Raw genomic sequence first — 24,050 nt, forward strand, 5'->3', positions numbered from 1 at the left:
GGCGTGGTTGTTCACCGATGCCGCCAGGTCGGGTAGGTAGGCGTCGCGGTTGAGGTCCACCAACTCCCGGCGGAGCTGAACGGCTTCGCTGCTGGTGTCGAGGGCCTCGGCCCGCCGACCCGCCTCCGCCAAGAACGTAGCGTGGTTGTTCACCGATGCCGCCAGGTCGGGTAGGTAGGCGTCGCGGTTGAGGTCCACCAACTCCCGGCGGAGCTGAACGGCTTCGCTGCTGGTGTCGAGGGCCTCGGCCCGCCGACCCGCCTCCGCCAACCGCAGGGCGTGGTTGTTCACCGATGCCGCCAGGTCGGGTAGGTGGGCATCGCGGTTGAGGTCCACCAACTCCCGGCGGAGCTGAACGGCTTCGCTGCTGGTGTCGAGGGCCTCGGCCCGCCGACCCGCCTCCGCCAACCGCAGGGCGTGGTTGTTCACCGATGCCGCCAGGTCGGGTAGGTGGGCATCGCGGTTGAGGTCCACCAACTCCCGGCGGAGCTGAACGGCTTCGCTGCTGGTGTCGAGGGCCTCGGCCCGCCGACCCGCCTCCGCCAACCGCAGGGCGTGGTTGTTCACCGATGCCGCCAGGTCGGGTAGGTGGGCATCGCGGCTGAGGTCCACCAACTCCCGGTAGAGCTGAACGGCTTCGCTGCTGGTGTTGAGGGCCTCGGCCCGCCGACCCGCCTCCGCCAAGAACGTAGCGTGGTTGTTCACCGATGCCGCCAGGCGGGGTAGGTAGGCGTCGCGGCTGAGGTCCACCAACTCCCGGCGGAGCTGAACGGCTTCGCTGCTGGTGTTGAGGGCCTCGGCCCGCCGACCCGCCTCCGCCAACCGCAGGGCGTGCCGGACGCGCCATATCGCGCGGTCAGTGGTTGGCGCGGCCATGTCATTGCTAACGATCATTGTGGTCAGTGCCAGCGCCAGCCGGTGCAGCTCAAGCGACGGGTAAGGCACCCGCTGCGCCAGGTCACGCAGCCACGCCAGGTCGGGCAGCGGTCGCTCAGTCAACAGCTTGGCCATGCGTGAGGCGTAGCGGCCGGGAAACTGGACAGCAACCCGTACCACCGCCTCGGCCATGGTCGGCACGTCCGCGGCCAACGCCTCACCGATGAACCCGTCCACGTCGGCGCTATCGGCCCTAGCGGGATCAGCCGCCGCCCGGCCCAGCACGGTCAACGCTTGCACCGCCTGTCCGACCGCGAGCCTACGGAACAACGTCGCCCGCTGTTGCCCGGTGCTATCGGTCAGCACCTGCACCGCGAGATACTCAGCGAGCAGGTCCGGCTGCAGCGTGCCCAACCGACCCGCCGCCTGATGCTCGCCGGCCGGGTACAGACCACGCAGCCACCGCACCCACCGCCTGCCGGCAGCCGGACCAGCCGCGTCATCCGTCCCTATATCTGCCATACCCGACAACGCCCGCAGTACCAGATCCGCAACGGCGTGCTCGTCGGCGGCGCCGAATAACGCCGCTACTCCCACCACCCGAGCCAGCAGCGCATCACCATCGACTTCGTCGGCTGGCAGATCGATCCGGAGGCGGGCCGCGGAGGCACGCCAGTACCGGCGCTCATGCCCCAACACCTCATCCAGCACATCGTCCCGGCCGAAACCGTCGGCGGGACCACCCAGCACCGCCACCAAGGCCGCCGCGTGCAACCGCAGCACCGGCGCATCCTCCGGATAGTCGCGATCCGCCAAGCCCGCTGGAACCGGCCGCTTCACCTTCCGCGCGAACACCTCCGCCGCGTGCGCCACCACCTCACCCGGCGTACGGGAATCAACGCGCGCACCCAGCGCGAACAGGTTGCGCCGATCGCCGGTCAACGCGTCCAACAACGCCGCATGCTCGTGCACGGCGGCAGACAATGACGTCCACCACGGACCAGCGGTACGCGCCAGCAGCAAAACCCGAACCCGGTCCCCATGCCGCCGCGACGCCGCCGCCAGCAACTGCGCTAACCCGCTAGGTGTGCGGGACTCGGCATAGTCCACAACCAGCAGCAACCGGCCCGGAGCACCACCGGCGGTCGCCCGCTCCGCCGCCTGCTCCTCACTCCCGGGCTGAACAAACTCACACTGCCAATCCCGGCCCGTCAACTCCTCACGCAGCTTGAGCGCCAGCCGGGTCTTGCCGAACCCGCCCGGAGCGTGGACCAACCGGACCACGGCCCCGCCGCGATCCTCACACCACGCCGACAACTGTCGAAGCTCCGTCTCCCGGCCCCGAAACGGAACAACCTGCTGCCACGGGTACAGCAACCACACCACCGACCGCGGCTCAACAGTCGCCACCCCAGCGAAATCCGGTCGCCGCAGCACCGCCGATGCCCGCTCGTACCCCGCAGGAGCGAACGCCCCGACCGTCGCCGCCAGCCCACCGCTGAACACAACCCAAAACGGCTTGTTCTCCGCCACCGAAGCCAACGACGTCAACGCAGCCGGGGCACCAAACGCCAAACCACACAGCCCGCGAACCAACCACCTCGGCACCAGCGCACCGTACCGACCGTGAACAACCATCCACATCCAACGAAGAATCTAACTCGATGGCTGTACAGCCATGCCGACGGCACACACGGTCCGCAGACCACGCCCTGCCGACAATCGTTCAGAACTGCGCGGTGTGGGAAGGCGAACTGCCGGCCAACGACGGTGCTGCTGGCGAGGTCTATGACCGCCCCTACGCCGCGTACATGGAGGGTGAGGAACTGCCACCGACCCCGTGCGTCCGCGCCTACGTCCTTGCACTGCTTAACCGGTGGGTCGACATGCCTGACGACGAGCACGACGTGAGCCCTTGGTCCGCTGGTCCTTTGATGGACGAGGCATCGGGCCCTTTCGTCTACTTCACCATGCGGTACAGCATGTGCGAGGAGGTGTCGGCCGAGGCGGCTCGCATGGCGGCAGACCACGGGCTGGTCTGCTACGACCCGCAGTGGGAACGCCTTCGCCCGACCGCCGACGAGCGAGGCGTCGCGTGCCCCTCACGTGCCCGTTCGGGCGGCTGACGACGCGGAGGCAGCGTGGGATACGAGATTCACATCAGCCGAGCCGATGAGTACTGCGACAGCGAAGAGCACCCCATTGCTCTGGAGGAATGGCTGTCCTACGCGGAGAGCAACCCCGCGCTCAGGGCAGGCGGATGGCTCGCCTGGGGTGAGGACCGGCAGCCCATTTTCGAGTACACCTGCGTTGACGGAAGCGTGGTTTCGCTTACCTGGTTCGAAGGTGGCATCGACATCAAGGGTCACTTCGACAGCGACCCCTACCGCGAGTTCAGCGCCCTTGCCACGGACTTGCGAGCCAACCTCCAGGGCGACGAAGGAGAGCGATACACCGCCGACGGCGTCCTACCGCCCACTCGGTAAACCGTAGGGCTCCGCCCCACACCCCGGCCTTCTACCTGGTCTGGCGATCGGCGGATTGGCGGCGCAGATCATCACCCACTCCCTCCGGTGACGGGACCCACATACCGATCGGTACAGAAGCTGCTATGGTTGGCGCATACCGAGCGGTACAGAACCTGGACGCGGGTTCACACCAGCGACCGACCTGGATCAACCGGCCGGCACCGACAGAACGGGAAAGCTGATCATGAGCGCCAACGCGACGACCACAAGCATGTCGACCAACGAACTGCGCGACTTCTACCTGCGCTACGTCGAGCTGGCGAACAAGCGCGAGTTCGACCGCATGGCCGACTTCGCCCACGACGAGGTGATCATGAACGGCACACCGGTCAAGATGGCCGACATGGTCGCCGAGTTCTACAGGCACGTCGACGCGGTGCCGGACCTCCACTGGGAGATCCAGGAGCTCGTCGTCGAAGGCGACCGGGTGGCCGCCCGCCTGATCGACACCGGAACGCCGGTCAAGGAGTGGAACGGCCTGACCCCTACCGGGAAGTCCGTGCGGTTCGCCGAAACCGCCTTCTACGAAATCCAGGACGGCAAGTTCAAGAACATGTGGTACCTGATGGACACCGACACGGTACGACAGCAGCTCGCCGCCTGACCCGCCAACCGAACGGCACGCCGCAGCGACCGCCGCCGACCCTCTCACCGAGGTCGGCGGCGGCTCCGTAATCCTCACCAAGCGCCTGTCGAGGCCGTGGCCGGTCAGCCGAATCCAACCGGGTACGTCGAGCCCACCGCCTACCGCGCTGTCGTGCCTTAGTGCCATATGCTGCGCGCGTCGGCACGGGGGCCACGGGGAGATTCACATGCGACGGCACGTCAGGGCAGCGCTCGCGGCTGCGTTCATCACTGTGGCGCTGGCGGGCTGCGGCACGCCCGCCGGCACGGACGGGGACCTGTCCGACGACTGGCGGCCGATGGCCCAGGCGCAGCAGTTCACGCCGCAGGCCGGTGAGTGCCATGTCATTCCCGAGGCGAGCGCGTACCTGGCCAGCTACAACCCGGTGGACTGCGCGAAGACCCACGTGGTGGAGACGTTCCACGTCGGCACCTTCACCGGCGAGCTGGCCGCGCGGAGCACTCCGCCGACGGTGGGGTCGGCTGCGATGCGCGCCGTGTTCGCTGACTGCGACACCCGCGCCAAGGAGTTCGTCGGTGGCGAGTGGCGCAGTGCCCGGCTCTCGATTCAGGTCTCGCCGACGTCACCTGCGGGCTGGGCTGGCGGCAGCCGCTGGTACCGGTGCGACATCTTCGAGCTGGACGAGGTGGACGGCACCAACGGCGAAGGAGACCGGGCCATCGACCGGACCGACACGTTGCGCAACGCGGTGAGCAGCCGCTCCCCGCTGACGTACGGATGCATGATCGAGGACGAGTGGGAGCAGTTGCGGCCGGCTGGCTGCACCAGCGGCCACCAGTTCGAGTACGTCGGCACCTGGACCGCCCCGGACCGCTCCTACGAGGTCGCCGTCCGGGACGAGGCGGCGGTTCACGCGGCCTGCCGCACCGTGGTCGCCCGCTACGCCAAGGTGCCCGTCGACGCCAACCTGCGCTACCGGGCCGGCACGACGTACCGCTTCCCCTCTCCGGAGTTGTGGGACCGTGGCGACCGGGGTGTGCGCTGCTACTTCTGGTCGGGCGGGAAAACGATCAAGCGGTCGATCGCTGGGGGCGGCACGGCGGTGTTGCCGATCGACTGACCGACCGGCCCATCGCCTGCGGGCGGCGGGCGCGGGGCCGTGCGCGCTGCTCAGACCGGCCCGAGCAGCGCGGCCAACGCGGCGTCACCCTGCCCGAGTCGTGGCCCACCGCTTGGCGGCACGACCATGACCCGCCGGCAGCCGTCGAGTTCGACGTACGACTCGCGGCCGCCACCGTCCATCGGTCGTAGCACCGCGAAGCGGGACGCCGGGATGACGCAGTGGGTCGCGGGCCGCGTCGTGGCGAGCGCCCGCACAACGCTTGCCTGCCGATCGGGCGGCAGTGCCCCGCCGTACGCGAAGTCACCGGCCGGCTTGACGCCGCCCTGCTCGGCGGGGGACACCCGGTAGACGCAGAGCCGCAGCGGCCCGGCGTCCGCGACGGCGCCCGGTGCGAGCGGCCCGGGGCGGCCGACTGTCGTCTCCACCCACACCATGTCCGCCCACCGCTGCCCGCAGCCGGCGGCCTCGGCCGCCGCGGATTCGATCTCCCTGACGGTACGGCTGTCGACAGTGGTCAGGCGCAACCCGTCCAACGCCGCGCGCACCTCCCTGCGGGGTTTACCGCAGGAGTCCGCCGGCAGGTACGGCCGCAGCCAGCGACCCCTGTCGTCGAGCAGAGCCAGCCAGGGCGGCACGAGCAGGTCGAGAGTGCAGACGGCCTCCCCGTCAGCCCGCTGGTCCGGCAGTCGCAGTGCGGCAGTCAGCGACCCGATCTCGTCGGCGCGTCGTTCGGTGGCTACCTGCTCCCGGCCGCCGCCGGGACGGGGCCGGATCTCCCCGCCGCAGAGCACGGCCGTGACCGGGGTGAACGCGGAGTCGATCCGGCCCACCGCCGGCGCGTCCAGGGCCGGGGACGCCGACCCTTGCGGGGCCGGGGACGCCAACCCTCGCGGGGCAGGGGACGCCGACCTGCCCGGTGCTGGTGGGGCGATCGGCATGGTGCCGGCGTGCGGTGCGGCCTCGGCGCAGGAGGTCCACCTCTCGACGATCTGGGCCGGGCCGGGATCGTCCTGTGCGTTCGGACTGGTGCCGGAGCCCACGCAGCCGCTCAGCGCCACGCCGAGCAGAGCCACAGTCAGTGCCGTTCGACCCGAGCGCATCCGGACCCTCCATCTCGCCGTCACCAGTTCGGACGGGCAGTGGCGGCAGCGGGTTCCCTCCGGGGACGCCCGGCGGCGGTGTGACCGACCTGTACGGCAATCGGGCGAGATCGACAACAGCCCGACAGCGGAGCGTCACGAATAAGTGACACCATGCGGACAGTGGGTGAACGCTCACCGTCCGCCATGCTATTCTCCGATGTCGATCTCCGCCGCGCGGACCCGCACCGGGTCGTTGTCGGAAGGACACCTCCCGATGCCGGCGTCAGCCGCCCCGACCGTGCCGTCACCCGCGCTGGACAACCCGGCGGGTGGCGCGTTCGGTCTCATCTTCACCACGCTTCCCGCGTTGCTGCGGCTGACGTGTGGGCTGGTCGGTGCGGCGGTGGCGCTGTCGGTGCGTACCCCACCTGTCGAGCCGGCCCTGCTGTGGCCCGGCGTGGCCGTGCTGACCGGCTGGTCACTCTGGTATGGCTTCCGCGCGCTGCGCCACGGCATCACCCCGGCCCTGGTCGCCGGCGATGTCGCGATCACCGCGGCGGCGTGCCTGCTCATCCCCCGGCTCGTGGCACCCGAGGTGCTGCCCGGCGAGGGCAGCTGGATAGCGGTGCTGGCCAGCACCACGGTGATCAACGCACAGGCCACCGCCCTCCCCCGCTGGTCGGTCCCGGCCGGGCTGCTGGTCACCGCCACGTACGCCGTGGGCACACAGGCGGCCGGCAACATCACCGAGGCGAAGGCGCACACGGCTACCCTGCTGGTCCAGACGGCCCTCACGGCGATGGTGACGGCAGTGATGCGCCGCCGGATCGGGCGGGCGGACCAGGCGTTCGCCGAGCACCAGCGGCTGACCCGCGAGACGTTCGTCGCCCGGGCGGCTCGGGAGGCGGAACGCCAGCAGAACCGCGACCTGCACGACACAGTGCTCGGCACCCTGACGATGGTGGGGCTCGGCGCGGTGGCCGGGCCGTCCAGGGCGTTCCGGGACCGGTGCACTGCCGACCTGCGTACCCTCGTCGCGTTGACCGACAGCGGCCCGGCGCCCGGCGACGGCCCGGTGTCCCTCGACGGTCGCCTGCGGACGGTGCCCGCCCGGCTGCCCGGCCTTTCGGTGAGCCTGGACCTGGCGGCGTGCGAGGTGCCCACCTCTGTGGCCGACGCGATCAGCGAGAGCACCTACGCGGCACTGTCCAATGTCGACAGGCACGCGCCCGGCGCGCGGGCCACGCTGCGGCTGACCCGCGACGCGGTGACCGTCGTGGCCGAGGTCGTCGACGACGGCCCGGGCTTCGACCCGGCCACCGTCCCATCGCACCGGTACGGGCTGCGCGAGTCGATAGGTGGCCGGATGGCGGCGGTCGGCGGCCGGGCCGAGGTGCGGTCCGCGCCCGGTGCGGGCACTCGGATCCGACTGGAGTGGCCCGGTGTCGGCTGACCTCGACGTCCCAGCGGACCGCGTTGGCATCCGCGCAGCACCGCCTCCGCGGCAGCAGTCGGGCACGGCGCCGGCGCCCCGGGAGGCGGCCGGGGCAGCGGTGCTCGGCGCCGCGCCGGCGGCCGTGGCGCAGGCCTCCGACCGAGGTGCCCGGATCGTTCTCGTAGGCATCGCGTGGGCCTGGCACGTCGCGATCGGGCTCCCGGCGGTGCTGGGCGTACGCACGGAGCTCGCCGTGCCGGCGGTCGTGCTCGGCTGTTGGGTGCTTGTCGCCGTGGCCGGCGCGGCGGCCGGCATCCTGCTGCTGCGGGGTACGCCGCTGCCGCCGTGGCCGCTCGCCGGGCTGCTGCTCGCCGCCGACGTGGCGGTCTTCGCCGCGGTCGGTGAACGGCACCTGTTCGGTGCGGCCAACTGGGTGTGGGGCACCCTCGGCTGGTTCTTCGTGCTCATGCTGTGGGGCCGCCGGGCCGTCGGGCTGGTCGCGCTGCTGGTCACGCACACGGTGATCGCTCTGGTAGCCGTGCTCGGCCACAGCGCGGGCGTCGCCGACCTGGCTCGATTCACCATGTACGTCTACGGCACCTTCTCGCTACAGCTGGCGGTCTTCGTCGGCGGCACGACGATCGTCGGCTTGGCCCGGGATCGGGCCGCCACGGCTACCGCGATGCACACGATGGCCGCCGAGCGGGCCGCCGCCGAGCGGGGCCTGCGGGAGCGCCGCGACCGGCTCGCCCTGGCCGGCGCGGCGGCCGGGCGGGTGCTCGGTGAGCTGGCCGACGGCACGGCCAACCCGAACGACCCGGAGGTGCAGCGGCGCTGCGTGCTGGCGGCGGCCCGGTTACGCCGCATGATCGCCGAGTCCGACGACGTGCCCGACCCGCTGCTGCACGAGCTGCGGGCCGCCGCCGACCTGGCCGAACGCAACGGGCTGCCGATCGACCTGGTCACCATCGGCAGTCCACCGCCGCTGCCGGTCGAGATCCGCCGTCGGCTGGCCGACCCACTCGTCGGGCACCTCGCCGACGCGCAGGGCTGGGCCCGGCTGACAGTCGTCTCCGGCCCCGACGAGGTGGTGATCAGCCTGGTCACGCCGGACCAGGGCGGGCCGGAGGCGACCGGCCCACCGCCCGGGGAGTACGACCACGGTCCGGTACAGCACCTCTACGAACGGGACGGGGACATCAGATGGGCGCAGACCCGGTGGCGGAAGTGAGCGGCGACCGGCCGATCGGAGTGGCGATCGTCGACGACCACCCGGTGGTCGTCGACGGGGTCCGCGCCTGGCTGGACACCGAGCCGCGTCTGACAGTGCTGGCCACCGGCGACGACCCGGACGAGGTGCTGCGCGCGGCGCCGGGCGCCGACGTCATCCTGCTCGACCTGCGGCTGCACGGCCGGATGGCGCTCGACAAGCTGGCCGAGTTGAGTGCCGCCGGCCGCCGGGTGGTCGTCTACTCGGAGCACACCGATCCGGAGACGATGCTCGCCGCGCTCGACGCCGGGGCGGTGGCGTTCCTGGCCAAGCACGAGGGCCGGGAGCACTGCGTGGCTACCGTGTTGGCGGCGGCGAGCGACCGCCCGTACGTGCCACCGGCGCTGGCCGGCGCGATGGTCGGTGACCCGAGGCCGGACCGGCCCGTGCTGTCCGACAAGGAGCGTGAGGCGCTGCTGCTGTGGTTCCAGTCGATGTCCAAGGCGTCGGTGGCCCGGCGGATGCAGATCAGCGAGCACACCGTGAAGCAGTACGTGGACCGTGCGCGCATCAAGTACACCCGCGCGGGGCGGCCTGCCGCCACAAAGTCGGCGCTGCTCGCCCGTGCGATCGAGGACGGGCTCGTCCGCCCGGAGGAGATCGGCATCTACCGGTCGCAGGCGATGCACGACCGGCCGACCCCCTAACGACCGTCATGACACTGGCCTCGTGATCCGCGAGGCTCAGACGCACAGCCAGCTGACCGGAAGGTCGTGACGATGCACACCGACGCGTCCCCCTTCTTCATCGGTCCACACCGGTTCGACGCACCCGACGACGATGCGGGTCCGGCTCTGGACCGGCACTACGACATGCGCCCGCTGCCCGGCGAGAAGGTGCTCGGCCGGCACCGGCTGTCGGTCGCGGGCTATCTGCTCGGGCCGACCGACGCGCGGCTCGGCTGGCAGCTTCCCGGCGCGGTCTCGGTGACCGTCACCGACCAGCGAATCTGCTGGGTGGGCACCGGCTCTCAGCTGTCCCTGGTCGCCGGCGACCGCACGCCCCGGTCCCGGCCCGGGAGCCGGCTGACAGGCCTGATGACCGGGCAGGTCCGCTGGCAGTGGCCGTCCCGACTGGAGTGCGCGCCTACCGATCCGGCGGAGTTGCTTATCGTCTGCGACGCGTTGCGGACCATCCAGCAGCCGGCGCTGGCCCTCGGCGGGCCGCCCAACGAGCTCATCGCGCTGGCCCGGCAGGTCCGCCGCGCGGTGGCCGTGTTCCGGCTCACCCGCCCGGAGCTCGTGGACCTCTCGGCTCAGGAACACGACGTGTTGCTGCTGCGGGCCGGCCCGGCGTTGCTCGCCGGGGAAACCCGGGTCACCCTGCCCGGTTCGCTGCCTGTGGAGTTCCGCTCCCGGGACGACTACTACCGCTCGGGGCCGGACTCGACCCCCTGGGACGGGTTCGCAGGCGGCGCAGCATCCGGGCGTCCGTAAAGCCGACGGTGCGCGCGGCGGCCTCCACCGTCGCGCCGTGCCCGATCAGGTGCTCGGCGCGTTCCACACGCAGCGACTGCTGATAGCCGAGCGGCGTGAGCCCGGTGGCCGCACGGAACAGCCGGGTCAGCGTCCGCTCCGCCACGGCACCGGCGGCGGCCAGCTCGGCCAACGGCAGGGGCTCGGCATACCGGGAGTCGATCACGTCCTGCACCCGGTGCACCGCGTCGGACAGGTGCAGGCGGTGTCGCATCATGGCGCTGGCCTGCGGCTCGTGCCCGTTGCGCCGGGCATAGACGACAAGCGTGCGGGCGATCCGGGCGGCGGTGGCCGGGCCGTGCCGGGTCGCCACGAGGTGCAGCGCCACGTCGATGCCGCTGGCGATGCCGGCCGAGGTGACCACCCGGTCGTCGACCACGTACAGCAGGTCGCGGGCCACCCGGGCCGCCGGATACCGGCGGGCCAGGTCGTCCTGCACCTCGTGGTGGGTGGTGCAGCGCCGCCCGTCGAGCAATCCGGCCCGGCCCAGCGCGTACGCGCCGGCGCAGACGCTGGCCACTGTTCCACCTGCCGCGTGATGGTCGGCCAGGCGCCGCAGGTCGGCCGGCGACACCGGCCCCTCCGGGCCGTGCGCCGCCGGCCGCCAGCCAGGCACGATCACCAGGTCGTCAGGCGTCAGATCGGGCCACCGGGTCTCGGCGACCAGGGGTACGCCCTGCACGGTGGGCACCTGCACCCGCTCGGCCACGTAGTGCAGCCGGTAGTCGTGGCCGAGGTCGGCGGCGCTGGAGAAGACCTGGGCCGGCCCGGCGAGGTCCAGCAGGTGCAACTGCGGGACCAGCAGGAAGACGACACGGGTCATCGAGTCAGCCCCGCGCGTCGGCGAACGTCGCGCCGGTCACCTCGTCGACGGTGCGGATGGTCGCGAAGCGGCCGGCCAACGCGTACTCGGTGCGGTTGACGATCTCCTCGACGGTGAGCGTGCGCGGGTCGGCGAGGATCTCCTCCACGGTCGCGGCCTCCGGCATGTCCCGGTGCGGGATGGGGAAGGTCAGCGTGGCGTCGGTGACGACTGTCATCCGGTAGCCGAGATCCGAGCCCACCCTCGCGGTGGTCTCGACGCACTGCTCGGTGCGGATGCCGCAGACGGTGAGGTCGTACACGCCGGCCAGGGTGAGCAGTTGCTGGAGGTTTGTGGTGGTGAACGCGTTGTGCGCGGTCTTCACAAGCCTCGGCTCACCTTCGACCGGCGCCAGCCCGTCGAGCAGGCGGACAAAGCCCCGCGCCGGATCGAACAAGCCGCCGGTGCCCGGCTCGGCGTGCAGGACCCAGACCACCAGGTCGCCGCGGTCGCGGGCAGCGGTGACCAGCCGGTAGACCTGCCCGACGAGGTCGGGGTTGGAGCCGTGCGCCCAGATCGGGCGCTGCCGGAACGATTCCTGGACGTCGATCACGATGAGTGCTGCTCTGCTCATGACGTCGATCCTGGCCGGGTGGCAGCCGCGACGGCAGACACCATCACGACCGGTTGCGGAACGATCTGGTCATCGAGCGGCCGCTCAGACGCTGGGGGTGCGCCGCTCCCCCGCGGCGTCCAGGGCGGCGGCCTCCTCCGGCGTCGGGGCGCTGCCGCCCAGGTGCGCCGGCAGCCACCAGGTGTCGTCCGGGCCGGACGGCGCGTCCGGGTACTCCCGTTGCGCCCGGTCGACGAGCGCCGTGAGCCGGGTCGTCAACTCGGCGGCCAGCACGTTGGGGTCCCGGAAGTCCGCCGGCTCGATCGGCTCGCCCACCAGGATCGTGATCGGCGTGTGGCGGCGGGTAAGCGTGCGCGGGCGGCCCTTCGTCCAGAGCCGCTGGGTGCCCCACAGCGCGACCGGCAGCACCGGCACCTTCGCCGAACGGGCCATCCGGACGGTGCCGCTCTTGAGCTCCTTGACCGTGAACGACCGGCTGATCGTGGCCTCCGGGAAGACACCGACCACCTCGCCGCGCTTGAGCGCGTCCACCGCCGAACGGAACGAAGCCGCGCCGGCCTCGCGGTCCACCGGAATGTGCTTCATCCCGCGCATCAACGGCCCGCCGATCCGGTGCTCGAAGACCGAGTGCTTGGCCATGAACCGGACCAGCCGACCCGACGGGTTGGCACCGAGGCCAGCGAAGATGAAGTCGAGGTAGCTGACGTGGTTGCTGGCCAACACCGCCCCGCCGGTGCGGGGTACGTGGTGGGCGCCCTCGATGTTGATCTTCAGGTCGAGGACCCGGAACAGCGTCTTGGCGGTGGCGATAACGGGCGGGTACACGAGCTCCGGCATCCGCAGAATCTACCGTGCCCGGCTGTGGGTCGGCTGGGCGGCGGGCGGCGACGCCTGTTGCTCGCGCCGCCGCCGGTCCGTGGGTCAGTCATCGCCGGGTCAGTCTGTTCGTGATTCGTGACTCAGCCGGTTCGTGGGTCAGTCGGCCAGGTTGTCGAGGTCGAGCCGGCCCCTGGCGAACGCGTCCACCCGACCCCACCGGCCCGGGATGTCAAGCACCTCGATCCGGCCCATCCCCACCGGCAGCCGCGGCTCGACCGCCAGGTGCCCCTCGTGCGGCTCCAGGCCGAGCATGGTCCGCAACAACAGCAGCGGAGTACCTGTCGACCACGCCTGCGGGCTACACGCCGTCGGATATTCCACGGGGAACTTCGTCAACTCCCTCGGGTAGCCGCCGAACGCCTCCGGCAGTCGCCCGTCGAAGTACGTGGCCGCGTCCAGCATGCCGTTGGCGATTGTCGCGGCCTCCTCGGCGAAGCCGTACCGGCGCAGACCCCACGCGATGAAGGAGTTGTCGAACGGCCAGATCGTGCCGTTGTGGTAGCCGATCGGGTTGTACCGGGCCTCCCCCTCGGCGAGGGTCCGCACGCCCCACCCGGAGAAGAGACGCGGCCCCACCAGGTGCTGCGCGAGCTGCTCCGCCCGCTCGGGTTCGACGATCCCGCTCCACATCAGGTGCCCGATGTTGGAGCTGAGGACGTCACACTGGCGTCCGTCCGGGTCCAGGGCGAGCGCGTAGTACCCGCCGTCGGCCACCCACCAGTCACGGTTGAACCGCTCCTTCAGCTCCGCCGCATCCCGCTCCAACTGATCGGCGAACTCCGGGTCACCCCAGAACTGCCGGGCCAGCCGCGCCCCACGGATCTTCGCGTCGTACGCGTACCCCTGCACCTCGCAGGTAGCCCGAGGAAACGGCGGCAGCGTGCCGTCGGAATAGGAGATCGAGTCCCAGGAGTCCTTCCAACACTGGTTCTCCAGGCCCGTCTCGGTGTTGCGGCGCTCGTACCAGATGTAGCCGTTGCCGACCAGGTCGGCGTAGCTGTCGATCCACCGCAGCGCCGCCCGCGACTCCCGCTCCAACTCCTTGACCAGCGCGGCATCGCCGGTCCACCGCTCGTACTCGTCGAGCAGCACGACGAACAGTGGTGTCGCGTCCACCGAGCCGTAGTACGGCGAGTGGGGCTGCTCCTCGAAGGCGGCGGTCTCGCCGTAGCGCATCTCGTGCAGGATCCGCCCCGGATCCTCGTCTCGGAAGTCGTCGAACCGGGTGCCCTGTAGTGACGCCAGGATGCGCAGCGTCGTCTTCGACAACTGCGGGGTGAACGGCAACGTCTGGAGGCAGGTGAGAATGCTGTCCCGGCCGAACATCGTCATGAACCAGGGCAGGCCCGCCGCGGGCAGGGTGGCGCCGCCCAGCGACAGCGGCGAGAAGCGCAGCGCCGCAAGGTCGATGAGGCTGCGCCGGTAGGTTGCCGAGACCCGGCCGTGCTCACTGTTGACCTTGGGTGCGTCCGCGATCCACTGCTCCAGGTCGTGCTGGAGGGCGAGCCGCTCGTTGCCGTGGACACGAAGCCCCATCCGCAGGTCCCGACCGCCGGGTCCGACCGCGTGCGTCTTGACGTCGATCGCGGCTTCCCACTGCTCGTTCGGCTCCAGGCGCACGGTGTACGCGAAACCCTTGCTGTCGTACCGGGCCGGCATCGACGAGGAGATGACCGTCTCCCGCTGGAAGTTGCCCCGGCGGTAGCCCAACCGCAGCCGCTCAGCTTCGACCTCGGCGTAGATCTCACCCTTCTTGTTCAGGATCTCGTCCTTGACCTGGAACAGGTCGGCGAAGTCGGACGCCGCTTCCATCCGTACTTCCAGGTCCACCGGATTCTCGTCGTGGTTGAGGATGGTCAACTGCTCCCGGAAGCTGCCGCCGACCGCTCGCTCGCGGATGATCGACAGCTTCGCGTCCACGTAGTGCGTTGCCATCCCCGGCACGAGGAAGAACCTCGACTCGAAGTACTGCAGGTCGTCGAAGGAGAGCGAGTTGAGCCGCTCACCGTTCACGGTAAGCACCCAGGTGGACAGGAATCGGGTGTCGAGGGAGAAGAGCCCCGTCGGCTCGCTCGGCGTCGCCTCGATGTCACCGGTGTCCTCGCAGACGACGAACGTGTTGCCGTCGAGGATCCGGACCGTGTTGCTCTGGCCCATCAGTTCGCCTCCCCCACGAAGCGGCGACGCGGCCCCTGGGCATCCGGCGGCCCGGGGAAGATCCGCTCCACCTGCACCACCAGCCGGGCGTCACCCGACACCGTCACGTCACCCCGAAACAGAGCGGCCAAGCCGTGCTCGCGGCCGGCGGCGATGTCGTCGAACAGCGCTGGGCTGGTCCCGACCACCGTGTCGGCCTCCCGATCCTCCTGAGTCACGCTCACCCGACCGTGGTCGATCGCCAGCAGCCAGTGTCGGGTCTGTGCCCCCTCCTGCAGGTCGATCCGTACTGTCCCGGCGGTCTTAGCCAGCAGGGGCTCGTACCCCCGCCGGTCCAGGTCCTCGAAGAACCTTGTGGTCGCGTCCACCATCGGGTCCACTCCTTCCCCAGTCGGCCGGTTCGGGATCCCACCCGACGCGCTCGCTCCGCGCAGGCCGGCGTCGCAGTCCCCACCCGGGTCCCCGCCGCCAACCCGGGTCAACCTCGCCCAGATCGGGTGAGCCGGCGCATCAGCCCGGCGGGCCAGCCCAGGCCAGCCGCGCAGGCGCTGCCCGGCGGGTCAGCCCAGGTCCGGCGCGCAGGTCAGCCCGGCGGGTCAGCCCAGGTCCGGCGCGCAGGTCAGCCCGGCGGGTCAGCCCAGGTCCGGCACGCAGTCAGCCCGGCGGGTCGGCCCGGCGACGCGCAGCGCCGGCCCTCCCCGGAGGGGAGAGCCGGCGCGCCCGCGGCGGACGTCAGTTGTTCGGGTCGTCGGCGCTAATGTCGGCAAGCACCGACTGCGGTTCGCGCTCGACCGCGAGGTCGCCCATCGACACCAGGCCGATCAGACGCCCGTCCTCGATCACCGGCAGCCGGCGTACGGCGTAGGTACGCATCAGGTCCGCAGCGGACACCGCGTCGTCGTACTGGCTCACGGTGATCACATCCCGGCTGGTGATCTCGTTCAGCCGGGTCGAGCCCGGATCCATGTTCTCCGCGACACCCCGGACCGTGATATCCCGATCTGTGACGATACCGACAACACTGTCGCCATCGGTCACCACCACGTCACCAATCGCGCTGTCACGCATCTCCTGCGCGGCGGCGGTAAGCGTGTCGTTGCCGTCCATCGTCACCAACCGGGTCGTCATGAACTCTCCGACCGTTGTCATGGTGCTCCCCTCTCGGTGTCGGCACGGCACGTCTACCCGCCGCCCGGGGCGGGTTAACGCGTGCGCCGCGTCGGCCGTCGCGGCTGGTCGCGGGTCGACGCCGGGGTGATCGAGTCCGTGTCGGCGACATTGCGGGATCCCGCTGCGACGATGCCCCCAGGTCGGGGATCTGGTGTCGACCTTGCCAGCGCCGGCGTATCAGTGCCGACCAGCGGGGTGGCCCGTCATGCGCGCGGCGGCACCCCGTACACCCGCTCCACGTGCAGGCGCAGCACCAGCCGCTGCTCGGCGACCATGGCCCGGCGGTAGTCGTCCCAGTCCGGGTGTTCGCCGCGCAGTGACCGGTAGAGCCCCACCAACTCCTCGACTGTCGCGTCGTCGAGGTCAGCCGAGACGGCTGTCAACTCAGCACGCCCCTCGGCCACCGCGTACGCCCAGCCGTCCTCGCTGCCGACGTGGAAGCTCGCGCGCGGGTCCCGGCGCAGGTTGGCGGTCTTGGCCCGGCCGTCGGTGACGGACACCCGGATCAGGCCGGCCTCCCGGTCGAAGGAGTAGACCACTGTGGACAGCTGTGGCCGACCGTCGCGCTTGATCGTCGCCAGCACACCCATCGAACGGTTGGCGATCAGGTCGGTCAGCGACTGCTGGGTGAGATCATCCGGCACGGATTCCTCCAGGTGGCACGGTCGGCTCCGTTCATCCAAGCACGACCGGCGGTGTCCCGCCCCCGTCCCGCCAGGCGCCGCCAGACCGGGGCACCGCCGGGGGTGCCAGCAGCGCCGGCGACGGATCAGCGCCGCCGAGCGACGACGGCCAGCACCGCCGAGGCCCCCGCCGTTCCCGGCGGGGGCCTCGGATGACAGCGACGGTCAGCGGCGCTCGGCAGCGACCAGTTCGGCGAGCTGCACCGCGTTGAGAGCGGCGCCCTTGCGGAGGTTGTCGTTGGAGCAGAACAGCGCCAACCCGTACTCGACGGTTTCGTCGGCGCGGATCCGACCCACGAAGGTCGGGTCCTTTCCGGCCGCCTTCAGCGGCGTCGGCACCGCGGTCAACGCGACGCCGGGGGCGTCGGCGAGCAGTTCGTGGGCCCGCTGCGGGGTGATCGGCCGGGCGAACCGGGCGTTGATCTGGAGCGAGTGGCCGGTGAAGACCGGCACCCGGACGCAGGTGCCGGACACCTTCAGGTCGGGGATCTCCAGGATCTTGCGGCTCTCGTTGCGCAGCTTCTGCTCCTCGTCGGTCTCGAAGGAGCCGTCGTCGACGATCGAGCCGGCGAGCGGGAGCACGTTGAAGGCGATCGGCTCGGCGAACGAGCGCGGCGCGGGGAATTCCACGGCCGAGCCGTCGAAGGCGAGCCCGGCCGCGTGTTCGGCGACCTTGCGGACCTGCTCGTCCAGCTCGGCGACGCCGGCCAGCCCGGCACCGGAGACCGCCTGGTACGTGGAGACGACAAGCCCGATCAGGCCCGCCTCGGCGTGCAGTGGGCGCAGCACCGGCATCGCGGCCATGGTGGTGCAGTTGGGGTTGGCGATGATGCCCTTCGGGCGGTCGGCGGCGGCGTGCGGGTTGACCTCGGCGACCACCAGCGGCACCTGGGGGTCCGTCCGGAACGCCGAGGAGTTGTCGATCACCACGGCGCCGGTCGCGGCGACGCGGGGCGCAAGCTCCTTGGCGGTGCCCTTACCGGCCGAGAAGAGCACGATGTCCAGCCCCGCGTAGTCCGCGGTGGTGGCGTCCTCGACTGTCACCTCGCCGTCACGCCATGGAAGCGTACGGCCGGCGGATCGCGCCGAGGCGAACAACCGCACCTGCTCCGCCGGGAACTCCCGTTCCGCCAGCACCTGCCGCATTACGCCACCGACCTGGCCGGTGGCCCCCACAATGCCGATCCTCATCTCGCGAGGCTACCCAGCCCACCCCCACAACCGGGAGCCCTTTCCCACCAGTCCCACGTCACACCCCCCATGGCCCCCACACCCCCACCCCACCCCGTCGACCATGAAGTTGTTGTCACGACACACCGCAGCGAGTGACAACAACTTCATGATCAATGGGGGGACCGGACGGCCGGGGAAGGGTTTTAGGCGTGCTCGATCAAATCGCCTAGGGCTGCTGCGGCCAGGTCGTCGCGGATGACGGCCGCGTCGCCCTCGATGACAAGGGTCAGCGCGTCGGGGTGCAGGTGGGTCGCCGCCGCTGCGGAGACCTGCGCCACGTCGGCGGAGAGCAGCGCCTCCCGCAGTTGGGCGTGGTAGTCGTCCGGCAGGTCGTGCACCACAAGCGTGGTCAGCGCGGAGGCGATGGCCCGAGGGCTCTGCAACTCGACCGAGAGCTGGCCGGCCCGCCAGGAGCGCGCCACGGCCAGCTCGTCCTCGGTCACTCCCGCCGCCTGGGTACGCGTGATCTCCCCCACTGCCTCGACCAGGGCCGGCGCGGTGACCGCGGTCTGCACCCCGGAGCTGACCGCGAACCGGCCGAACCGCCGGGACGAGGCGAACTCGCCCCGGATGCCGTACGTGTAGCCGTGCACCTCACGGAGCAGGTGGTTGAGGCGGGAGGTGAACGCCCCGCCGAGCACCGTGCCGGCAAGCATCATCGGTACGTGGTCGGGGTGCGCCCGGTGCGGCGACGGGTGACCGAGCCGCAGTGTCGACTGCACGGAGCCGGGCCGGTCGACGAGGATGATCCGCCGGCCGGTGTGCAGTGGCACCTCGATCGGGCCGCCCCGCTCGGCCGGGCCACCGCCGGTGCCGGCGAAGGCCGCGCCGGCCAGCGCGTCCAGGTCGATCCGGTCCAGGTCACCGGCGACGATCAGGGTGCCGGGCCGCAGGAACCACTCGGAGTGGAAGACAGTGACGTCCTCCACGTCCAGGGCGGCCACCGAGTCCGGGTCCCCGTACATCGGTCGTCCCCACCGGTTGTCCGGGCCGAACAGGTCCGCCCGCAGGGCGGCGTCGGCGCGCGGGCCGGGGTTTGCCCAGTCCATCCGCAGCGCGGTGGCCTCGTCGTCGCGGACCCGCCGGACGTCGACCGGATCCAGTCGGGGCGTACGGACGGCCTCGGCGAGCAACTGCACGGCGGCGGTCAGCCGGTCCACCGGGACCTGGACGCTTACCTGGAACGAGTCCCAGTCCAGCCCGGTCACCAGCTCGGTGCCGAGCGCCTCGATGGCCAGCGCGTACGCGGTGGCGTCCCGCTGCGCGGTGCCCTCCTCCAACGCCTTGGCCAGCACCCCGCCCAGCCCTTCCTTGCCGGTCAGCTCCCGGGCCGCGCCGGCGTCGAGGAGCAGCAGCGCGACGGCGAGGTTCTGCCCGGGCAGGTGCGCGGCGACCACCTGGCCGCCGGCCACCGTGCGGCGGACCACCGGCGGGAACCGGTAGGGGCGTGCGGCACCCGGGCCGGGACGGTCGGCGATCAGCGTCATGCGGTCTCCTCGGGCAGGTAGGTCAGGGTCGCCCGGTCGGCGGCGCCGAGCACCTCGGCTGCGGTCTCGGCGATCTGCTCGGCGGTCACCGCGAGCCAGGCGGGCAGCCGGTCGGCGGCACGGGCCGGGTCGCCGAACTGGGTGGTGTATCGGCCGAGGGTGTCCGCGCGGCCGTCCACGGTCGACATCTGCCGCCACCACGCGGTGCTCAGCAGCGCCTTCGCCCGGTCCAGTTCGGCGGCGGTCACCGGCACGGTGGCCAGCTCGTCGACGACCTCGGCCAGCCCTTCGGTGAGCCGTTCGGCGCTGACGCCGGGGCGGGCGGTGACGGTGGCGATAAGCGGTGCCGGTGCGTGCGCGAGGTCCACCCCGTACGCGCCGACGAGGTCCGGCTGGGCGATCCGTTCGCCGTCGGCGAGTCGCTGGTAGAGCCGGCTGCCCCGGCCGCTGCCGAGCACTGTGGCGAGCACGGTGAGCACGTCGTACCCGGGGCTGCCGAACGGGTGGCCACGGTGGGCCATGTAGACGCGGGGCGCCGGCACTTCGGCGGTCACGGTCTCCACGGCGGGCTTGCCGGTCGCCGGGACGGTCCGACCGTCCGGCGCGGGCGGGATGTCGTCGCGGGCGGGCAACGCCCCGAAGTACTTGTCGGCAAGCGCGAACACCTCGGCGGCCTGGGCGTCGCCGACGACTGTGAGCACCGCGTTGTTCGGCGCGTAGTACATCTCGTGGAACGCCTGGAAGGTGGCGAGGTCAGCGGCGTTCAGGTCGGCCATCGAGCCGATCGTCGAGTGGTGGTACGGGTGCCCCGGCGGGTAGAGCAGGGGCAGCAGGCGCAGCCACGCGTCGCCGTACGGGACGTTCTCGTAGCGCTGCCGACGCTCGTTCTTCACCACGTCACGCTGGTTGTCCAGGGTCTCCTGGGTGAGCGCGGGGACCAGGCCACCCATCCGGTCGGCTTCCAGCCAGAGCGCCAACTCCAGGTGCTCGGCCGGGACCGTCTCGAAGTAGTTGGTCCGGTCCGGGTTGGTGGTGGCGTTGAGTGAGCCACCGGAGCCCTGGATCAGCTTCATGTGCTCGGTCTTGGCGACGTTGACCGAGCCCTCGAACATCAGGTGCTCGAAGAGGTGGGCGAAACCGGTCTGCCCCTCCGGCTCGTGTCGGGAGCCGACGTCGTACCACAAATTGACGGCCACGGCGGGTGCGGTGCGGTCCTCGCTCACCACCACGCGCAGGCCGTTGTCCAGTCGGGACGTCTCGATGGGCCAGGGGTAACCACTGTCGGGCATGCCACGACGCTATCCGATCTCGGAGGCGGAAAGGTGACGTGTGGTCGGCCGGCGAGCCGCCCGCATCGAGCCCGCCGGTCGGGGTACCGGAGGGGCATGACCCCGCCGACCGCCACCCCATCCGCGCGCCGAGCCGCCGGGCGGGCCGCCACCGCCGTCGAGCGCGCCAGCGCCGCGCTCGGCCGACTGCGCCGCGGCCGGCTGCTGCATCCGGCCGGTGCGTCGTTCGCCACCGACGTGACGATCTGGGGTACGTCCGGCCCGCCCACCGGCGTCGGCATGCTTGACGACCCCGGCCGGTACCGGGGCACGGTGCGGCTCTCCAAGGGCACGCCCACGCCCGGCGGTTGGCCGGACGTGCTGGGCCTGGCGCTGCGGGTGCGCCTCGACAGCGGCACGCCGTTCGACCTGCTGGTCAGCTCCAGCGGCGCCGCCCCGGTGCTGCGGAGCCTCCCGCTGCCCCGGCGGCGCTTCACGGGGACGTACAGCACGATCATGAGTTACCGGGTGGGTCCGCGCCGGCTCTGGCTTGCCGCGTTGGCCGACCCGGAGTCGGTAGACCTCGGCCGCAGCCTGTCCTCGGTGGCCGCCGCGGCCCGGACGGAGGCGCCGCGACTGGTGCTCGCGGTCGCGTCCGCCGTGGGGCCGTGGCGGCCGGTCGGGCAGCTCTGCATCGGTGCCCAGCTCAGTGCCCGGGAGGATGCCGCGCTCGCCTTCGACCCGCTGCGCAACCTGCCACCTGAGCTGCGGGCGGCCGGTCCGCTGGCCTGGCTGCGGGAGCAGACGTACCGGGGGTCGCGTCGGGCGCGCGGCGCGGCCGATCAGTCGGGAGGCTCGACGGCCACTGTCTGATCCGAGGTACGGCGCTCCAGCACCGTGTCGGGGGCCGCGTTCTGGTCCGCCTCGCGGATGTCCGATTCGGTGAGGATGGCCTCCGCCTGCGCCTCCGGGTCGTCGCTGCCCACCGCCGCCTCTTCGGGTAGCAGGTGTGCGCGGGACTCCACCCGCTCCTGGTCGCTCTGCTCGTGTGTCATGGCACCCCTGTTACCCCGACCTCGCCTCCGGCACGCGGTGTTCACCCCGCATCTTGGGACGGCGGTCGCGTTGCGCAGCGGGTCGGGTACGCTAGGCGGCGTGACGTGTTCGTATCAATGGTTTAGGCAGCCGGCTGGCACGCCGGTGACTTCTCCATGATCTGACGTCACCACGGACCAAGCCGGCCGGGCAGGAGCTCTCGTTCCTGCCCTTTTGCGTACGAGCAGCCGGCTCGTCCCGGGCACCGGCCCCGGGCACGGTCGGCGGAAGGATGCCCACCGTGACCACCCCGGAGACCGATCGCGTCAGCGATCAACGGATCGACCGTGTCGTGCCGTTGACCACCCCCGCGTTGCTGCACCACGAGTTGCCCCTGGACGCCTCACTGGCCTCGGCCGTGCTGACGGGCCGTCGCGCGGTTTCCCGCGTGCTGGACCGCGAGGACGACCGCCTGCTGGTGGTGGTCGGCCCCTGCTCGGTGCACGACCCGGCCGCCGCCCTCGAATACGCCGAGCGCCTGCGCGTCGCCGCCGACCGGCTCGCCGACGACCTGCTGATCGTCATGCGTGTCTACTTCGAGAAGCCGCGCTCCACGGTCGGCTGGAAGGGCCTGATCAACGACCCGGGGCTGGACGGCAGTGGCGACGTCAACACCGGCCTGCGTCTGGCCCGTGCGCTGCTGCTCGACGTGCTGCGCCTCGGCCTGCCGGTGGGTTGCGAGTTCCTCGACCCGATCTCACCGCAGTACATCGCCGACACGGTGGGCTGGGGCGCGATCGGCGCCCGCACGGTGGAGAGCCAGGTGCACCGGCAGCTCGCCTCCGGCCTGTCGATGCCGATCGGGATGAAGAACCGCCCCGACGGCAGCATCGGCACCGCGGTGGACGCGATCCGCGCCGCCGCCGTGCCGCACGTCTTCCCCGGCATCGACTTCTCCGGCACCCCGGCGATCATGCACACCCGCGGCAACACCGACGGGCACCTGGTGCTGCGCGGTGGTGGCGGCCGTCCCAACTACGACGCGGAGTCGGTGGCCGGTGCGCTCGACCTGCTGCGCGCGGCCGGGCTGCCGGAGCGGCTGGTGATCGACGCCAGCCACGCCAACAGCGGCAAGGACCACCGCAACCAGCCGCGGGTCGCCGCCGACGTCGCCACCCAACTGGCCGACGGCCAGCGCGGGATCACAGGCGTGATGCTGGAGTCGTTCCTGCTGCCCGGCCGGCAGGATCTCGACCCGACCCGCGAGCTGGTGTACGGCCGCTCGGTCACCGACGCCTGCCTCGGCTGGGACGACACCGCCGAGGTGCTCGACCACCTGGCCACGGCCGTTCGTGCCCGCCGGGCCGCCCTGCCGGCCCGATCCTGACCATGTGGCCGTGGTCACTGTCGTGGCCGGAACACCGATGGGGGTCGGTCCGTTGACTGAGGTGTCGGTGTGTCATGTGTCCCCGGGCCTCACCTAAATAGCCCTCGCGGAATACCGTTCGGCTGGAGCCGCGTCGCGCCACTCGCCGAGAGGCGACCTGCACACCGACACCAGCGCCGCCCCCGGCTCACGAGGCCGGGGGCGGCGCTGTCTCTACCGGCGAGCGCCGCGCCCCCGCGCCGCGTCCCCGCACCCCGCGCCGCGTCCCCGCGCTCCGCACTCCGCACTCCGCGCGCCCCCGCGCCCCGCTCCATGACCCCCGCACCCCTCAATGCCTCCTTTGCTCTGCTTCAACCGACGCAACGGTCGGACCCCAAAAGTGGTGCGTGGGTTGAAGCAGAGCAAAGGAGAGGCACAGGGTCCCGGTGCGAGCCGCTGGCGCGACGTTTGACCGATTCCGCCCCGGGTAGCTGATCCGCGTGACCGACGACGCATCCGTTACCGGCGAGCCGGACACCCGAGCTCTCGACGACCTGCTCGACGACCTCTACCGGGGTCAGGAGCGGATCACCCAGGCCGACATCTACCGTCGGGCGGTCGCCGCCGAACTCCCGCCGGACCTGCTCGCCCGGATCGACGCGCTGCCCGAGGGCGAGTACGCGGTGGACGAGGCCAGCGACCTGCTGGGCGGTTCGGTCGGGTGAGCGACCGCAGAAGGGACATCGACATGACGCACCACGAGGACCACGACGAGAAGGTGCCGGCGCTTGGCGAACCGCCGAAGGGCAGGGACACCACGCCCGACCCGGACTTCGCCAACGAGCACGACAAGACGGCGGTGGACCGGGACATCATCACCGGGGCGGACGAGGACGAGCGGGAGCCGGAGTCGCCGCACGGCTGGTCCGGCATGCAGCGCTGACGCGCACACGGAAAGCGG

The 24,050-nt window shown here is 71.4% G+C and carries 24 protein-coding genes and 1 pseudogene; 12 read left to right on the forward strand and 13 right to left on the reverse strand.

Going from position 1 to position 24,050, the window contains the following annotated elements:
- Window positions 1-2,160: pseudogene (locus tag ACFY2Q_RS25725) on the reverse strand (hypothetical protein); the annotation flags it as partial.
- 455 nt (window positions 2,161-2,615) lie between these two features.
- Here ACFY2Q_RS25725 and ACFY2Q_RS25730 point away from each other — a divergent pair.
- From ACFY2Q_RS25730 to ACFY2Q_RS25745, 4 genes are all read left to right on the forward strand, one after another.
- Window positions 2,616-3,002, forward strand: a complete 387-nt coding sequence (locus ACFY2Q_RS25730) for a hypothetical protein (protein ID WP_387134375.1) — start codon at window positions 2,616-2,618, stop codon at window positions 3,000-3,002.
- A gap of 15 nt (window positions 3,003-3,017) precedes the next feature.
- Complete coding sequence (locus ACFY2Q_RS25735) at window positions 3,018-3,362, forward strand: hypothetical protein (RefSeq protein WP_387134377.1); 345 nt, start codon at window positions 3,018-3,020, stop codon at window positions 3,360-3,362.
- A 226-nt stretch (window positions 3,363-3,588) separates the two neighbouring features.
- Window positions 3,589-4,008, forward strand: a complete 420-nt coding sequence (locus ACFY2Q_RS25740; RefSeq protein WP_387134379.1) for an ester cyclase — start codon at window positions 3,589-3,591, stop codon at window positions 4,006-4,008.
- Between the two features lie 208 nt (window positions 4,009-4,216).
- Window positions 4,217-5,110: a septum formation family protein gene (locus ACFY2Q_RS25745; RefSeq protein ID WP_387134381.1), complete on the forward strand. Its 894-nt coding sequence runs from the start codon at window positions 4,217-4,219 to the stop codon at window positions 5,108-5,110.
- Window positions 5,111-5,160: 50 nt separating this feature from the next.
- On the opposite strand, the gene ACFY2Q_RS25750 is transcribed toward ACFY2Q_RS25745, so the two are convergent.
- Window positions 5,161-6,213 (reverse strand): hypothetical protein, encoded by a 1,053-nt coding sequence (locus ACFY2Q_RS25750; protein WP_387134383.1) that lies wholly within the window; start codon window positions 6,211-6,213, stop codon window positions 5,161-5,163.
- A 256-nt stretch (window positions 6,214-6,469) separates the two neighbouring features.
- On the opposite strand from ACFY2Q_RS25750, the gene ACFY2Q_RS25755 reads away from it, so the two are divergent.
- From ACFY2Q_RS25755 to ACFY2Q_RS25770, 4 genes are all read left to right on the forward strand, one after another.
- Window positions 6,470-7,648, forward strand: a complete 1,179-nt coding sequence (locus ACFY2Q_RS25755) for a sensor histidine kinase (RefSeq protein ID WP_387134385.1) — start codon at window positions 6,470-6,472, stop codon at window positions 7,646-7,648.
- Between the two features lie 100 nt (window positions 7,649-7,748).
- Entirely contained in the window at window positions 7,749-8,861 is a 1,113-nt protein-coding gene (locus tag ACFY2Q_RS25760) for a hypothetical protein (protein WP_387134573.1), read from the forward strand.
- Window positions 8,834-9,547: a response regulator gene (locus ACFY2Q_RS25765; protein WP_387134387.1), complete on the forward strand. Its 714-nt coding sequence runs from the start codon at window positions 8,834-8,836 to the stop codon at window positions 9,545-9,547. Before ACFY2Q_RS25760 ends, ACFY2Q_RS25765 begins: the two co-directional genes overlap by 28 nt.
- Before the next feature lie 72 nt (window positions 9,548-9,619).
- Complete coding sequence (locus ACFY2Q_RS25770) at window positions 9,620-10,336, forward strand: hypothetical protein (protein WP_387134389.1); 717 nt, start codon at window positions 9,620-9,622, stop codon at window positions 10,334-10,336.
- On the opposite strand, the gene ACFY2Q_RS25775 is transcribed toward ACFY2Q_RS25770, so the two are convergent.
- The 10 genes from ACFY2Q_RS25775 to ACFY2Q_RS25820 all read right to left on the reverse strand — a co-directional run bounded on the left by ACFY2Q_RS25775 (window position 10,218) and on the right by ACFY2Q_RS25820 (window position 20,709).
- A complete protein-coding gene (locus tag ACFY2Q_RS25775; RefSeq protein WP_387134391.1) occupies window positions 10,218-11,198 on the reverse strand; it encodes a GlxA family transcriptional regulator in 981 nt (326 codons plus the stop codon). The genes ACFY2Q_RS25770 and ACFY2Q_RS25775 overlap by 119 nt on opposite strands.
- A gap of 4 nt (window positions 11,199-11,202) precedes the next feature.
- Window positions 11,203-11,811 (reverse strand): isochorismatase family protein, encoded by a 609-nt coding sequence (locus tag ACFY2Q_RS25780; protein WP_387134393.1) that lies wholly within the window; start codon window positions 11,809-11,811, stop codon window positions 11,203-11,205.
- Window positions 11,812-11,895: 84 nt separating this feature from the next.
- Window positions 11,896-12,648, reverse strand: coding sequence for a lysophospholipid acyltransferase family protein (locus tag ACFY2Q_RS25785; protein ID WP_387134395.1), 753 nt, complete (start codon window positions 12,646-12,648; stop codon window positions 11,896-11,898).
- Between the two features lie 138 nt (window positions 12,649-12,786).
- Complete coding sequence (locus ACFY2Q_RS25790; protein ID WP_387134397.1) at window positions 12,787-14,847, reverse strand: glycogen debranching N-terminal domain-containing protein; 2,061 nt, start codon at window positions 14,845-14,847, stop codon at window positions 12,787-12,789.
- On the reverse strand, window positions 14,847-15,218 hold the full coding sequence (locus ACFY2Q_RS25795) for an SCP2 sterol-binding domain-containing protein (RefSeq protein WP_387134399.1): 372 nt from the start codon (window positions 15,216-15,218) through the stop codon (window positions 14,847-14,849). Before ACFY2Q_RS25795 ends, ACFY2Q_RS25790 begins: the two co-directional genes overlap by 1 nt.
- A gap of 361 nt (window positions 15,219-15,579) precedes the next feature.
- Complete coding sequence (locus tag ACFY2Q_RS25800; protein WP_357007972.1) at window positions 15,580-15,996, reverse strand: CBS domain-containing protein; 417 nt, start codon at window positions 15,994-15,996, stop codon at window positions 15,580-15,582.
- A gap of 224 nt (window positions 15,997-16,220) precedes the next feature.
- Window positions 16,221-16,661 carry a PPOX class F420-dependent oxidoreductase gene (locus ACFY2Q_RS25805; protein ID WP_387134401.1) on the reverse strand — a complete coding sequence of 147 codons (441 nt, stop codon included), beginning with the start codon at window positions 16,659-16,661 and terminating at the stop codon, window positions 16,221-16,223.
- Window positions 16,662-16,865: 204 nt separating this feature from the next.
- Entirely contained in the window at window positions 16,866-17,891 is a 1,026-nt protein-coding gene (locus tag ACFY2Q_RS25810; RefSeq protein WP_387134404.1) for an aspartate-semialdehyde dehydrogenase, read from the reverse strand.
- Window positions 17,892-18,076: 185 nt separating this feature from the next.
- On the reverse strand, window positions 18,077-19,420 hold the full coding sequence (locus ACFY2Q_RS25815; RefSeq protein ID WP_387134407.1) for a M16 family metallopeptidase: 1,344 nt from the start codon (window positions 19,418-19,420) through the stop codon (window positions 18,077-18,079).
- The gene (locus tag ACFY2Q_RS25820; RefSeq protein WP_387134410.1) at window positions 19,417-20,709 is read right to left on the reverse strand and encodes a M16 family metallopeptidase; all 1,293 of its coding nucleotides are present in this window, start codon (window positions 20,707-20,709) and stop codon (window positions 19,417-19,419) included. Before ACFY2Q_RS25820 ends, ACFY2Q_RS25815 begins: the two co-directional genes overlap by 4 nt.
- A gap of 96 nt (window positions 20,710-20,805) precedes the next feature.
- Between ACFY2Q_RS25820 and ACFY2Q_RS25825 the strand changes: the two genes are divergently transcribed.
- Complete coding sequence (locus ACFY2Q_RS25825; RefSeq protein ID WP_387134413.1) at window positions 20,806-21,561, forward strand: phosphodiesterase; 756 nt, start codon at window positions 20,806-20,808, stop codon at window positions 21,559-21,561.
- Here ACFY2Q_RS25825 and ACFY2Q_RS25830 read toward each other — a convergent pair.
- Window positions 21,531-21,743, reverse strand: a complete 213-nt coding sequence (locus tag ACFY2Q_RS25830) for a hypothetical protein (protein WP_387134415.1) — start codon at window positions 21,741-21,743, stop codon at window positions 21,531-21,533. The genes ACFY2Q_RS25825 and ACFY2Q_RS25830 overlap by 31 nt on opposite strands.
- Window positions 21,744-22,015: 272 nt before the next feature.
- Here ACFY2Q_RS25830 and ACFY2Q_RS25835 point away from each other — a divergent pair, with 272 nt between their 5' ends.
- From ACFY2Q_RS25835 to ACFY2Q_RS25845, 3 genes are all read left to right on the forward strand, one after another.
- Entirely contained in the window at window positions 22,016-23,110 is a 1,095-nt protein-coding gene (locus ACFY2Q_RS25835; protein WP_387134417.1) for a 3-deoxy-7-phosphoheptulonate synthase, read from the forward strand.
- A gap of 479 nt (window positions 23,111-23,589) precedes the next feature.
- On the forward strand, window positions 23,590-23,814 hold the full coding sequence (locus tag ACFY2Q_RS25840) for a hypothetical protein (protein WP_387134419.1): 225 nt from the start codon (window positions 23,590-23,592) through the stop codon (window positions 23,812-23,814).
- A 23-nt stretch (window positions 23,815-23,837) separates the two neighbouring features.
- Window positions 23,838-24,032: a hypothetical protein gene (locus ACFY2Q_RS25845; RefSeq protein ID WP_387134421.1), complete on the forward strand. Its 195-nt coding sequence runs from the start codon at window positions 23,838-23,840 to the stop codon at window positions 24,030-24,032.
- Window positions 24,033-24,050 lie beyond the last annotated feature (18 nt).

It is taken from the genome of Micromonospora sp. NPDC000316, assembly GCF_042898885.1.
Classification (GTDB): domain Bacteria; phylum Actinomycetota; class Actinomycetes; order Mycobacteriales; family Micromonosporaceae; genus Micromonospora.

Coding starts and splice junctions, on each gene's coding strand:
- ACFY2Q_RS25800 (WP_357007972.1), bottom strand. CDS start 15,996: ATGACAACGGTCGGAGAGTTCATGACGACCCGGTTGGTGACGATGGAC.
- ACFY2Q_RS25755 (WP_387134385.1), top strand. CDS start 6,470: ATGCCGGCGTCAGCCGCCCCGACCGTGCCGTCACCCGCGCTGGACAAC.
- ACFY2Q_RS25830 (WP_387134415.1), bottom strand. CDS start 21,743: ATGACACACGAGCAGAGCGACCAGGAGCGGGTGGAGTCCCGCGCACAC.
- ACFY2Q_RS25825 (WP_387134413.1), top strand. CDS start 20,806: ATGACCCCGCCGACCGCCACCCCATCCGCGCGCCGAGCCGCCGGGCGG.
- ACFY2Q_RS25740 (WP_387134379.1), top strand. CDS start 3,589: ATGAGCGCCAACGCGACGACCACAAGCATGTCGACCAACGAACTGCGC.
- ACFY2Q_RS25790 (WP_387134397.1), bottom strand. CDS start 14,847: ATGGGCCAGAGCAACACGGTCCGGATCCTCGACGGCAACACGTTCGTC.
- ACFY2Q_RS25845 (WP_387134421.1), top strand. CDS start 23,838: ATGACGCACCACGAGGACCACGACGAGAAGGTGCCGGCGCTTGGCGAA.
- ACFY2Q_RS25810 (WP_387134404.1), bottom strand. CDS start 17,891: ATGAGGATCGGCATTGTGGGGGCCACCGGCCAGGTCGGTGGCGTAATG.
- ACFY2Q_RS25795 (WP_387134399.1), bottom strand. CDS start 15,218: ATGGTGGACGCGACCACAAGGTTCTTCGAGGACCTGGACCGGCGGGGG.
- ACFY2Q_RS25820 (WP_387134410.1), bottom strand. CDS start 20,709: ATGCCCGACAGTGGTTACCCCTGGCCCATCGAGACGTCCCGACTGGAC.
- ACFY2Q_RS25770 (WP_387134389.1), top strand. CDS start 9,620: ATGCACACCGACGCGTCCCCCTTCTTCATCGGTCCACACCGGTTCGAC.
- ACFY2Q_RS25765 (WP_387134387.1), top strand. CDS start 8,834: ATGGGCGCAGACCCGGTGGCGGAAGTGAGCGGCGACCGGCCGATCGGA.
- ACFY2Q_RS25745 (WP_387134381.1), top strand. CDS start 4,217: ATGCGACGGCACGTCAGGGCAGCGCTCGCGGCTGCGTTCATCACTGTG.
- ACFY2Q_RS25815 (WP_387134407.1), bottom strand. CDS start 19,420: ATGACGCTGATCGCCGACCGTCCCGGCCCGGGTGCCGCACGCCCCTAC.
- ACFY2Q_RS25780 (WP_387134393.1), bottom strand. CDS start 11,811: ATGAGCAGAGCAGCACTCATCGTGATCGACGTCCAGGAATCGTTCCGG.
- ACFY2Q_RS25750 (WP_387134383.1), bottom strand. CDS start 6,213: ATGCGCTCGGGTCGAACGGCACTGACTGTGGCTCTGCTCGGCGTGGCG.
- ACFY2Q_RS25835 (WP_387134417.1), top strand. CDS start 22,016: ATGCCCACCGTGACCACCCCGGAGACCGATCGCGTCAGCGATCAACGG.
- ACFY2Q_RS25785 (WP_387134395.1), bottom strand. CDS start 12,648: ATGCCGGAGCTCGTGTACCCGCCCGTTATCGCCACCGCCAAGACGCTG.
- ACFY2Q_RS25775 (WP_387134391.1), bottom strand. CDS start 11,198: ATGACCCGTGTCGTCTTCCTGCTGGTCCCGCAGTTGCACCTGCTGGAC.